The 510-nt window shown below is 68.8% G+C and carries 1 protein-coding gene; it reads right to left on the bottom strand.

Annotated features, from left to right (window positions below):
* A partial coding sequence (locus tag EZM81_RS18055; RefSeq protein ID WP_211195454.1) for a terminase gpA endonuclease subunit occupies nt 1-510 on the bottom strand: 510 nt, incomplete at both ends.

The following is a 510-nucleotide window of genomic DNA, read 5'->3' as shown; positions in this document are numbered from 1 at the left end:
CCCGCGACCAGGAATAGACCGCCGGGGCCTCGTAGCCGGTGTCGATGGCGAGCCGCGCGATGCGCAGATGCGCGCCGCGTTCGTGCGGCCAGGATCGGTCGAGCAGCGCGGTCAGCTCCGACCAGGCGTCATGCCGGTCAGGCCCACCCTCGATGACGACGTGATCGACGAGCCACGACTCAAGTCCACGACCCCAGGCCCAGACATCGACCTCGATCCGGTCCTTCTGGACATCGGCCCCGGCGGTCAGGAACAACCCGCCCGCTGGCACGGTGCCCGGCTTCCACGCCTCGCGCCGGTCGTAGAGTCGCTGCCAGTCCGGCGCTTCGCCGCTCTCGACCCATGTTTCCCCGAGGATCGTGTTCCGAAACGCCTTGATCGCCTCGTCCGACCCTTGGGCCGCTTCCCATGACCGCACGATACGTTCCCAACTCAGCCAGCCGATCGGCGAGTAGAGCGCCGAGAGGTGATATCCGACCGTGGTCGGATCGGCGGCCGTGGCGGTCGCCC

The organism is Tabrizicola sp. YIM 78059, from assembly GCF_004959785.1.
Taxonomy (GTDB): Bacteria; Pseudomonadota; Alphaproteobacteria; order Rhodobacterales; family Rhodobacteraceae; genus Tabrizicola; species Tabrizicola caldifontis.
This window is presented reverse-complemented; position numbering and strand designations above follow the sequence as displayed.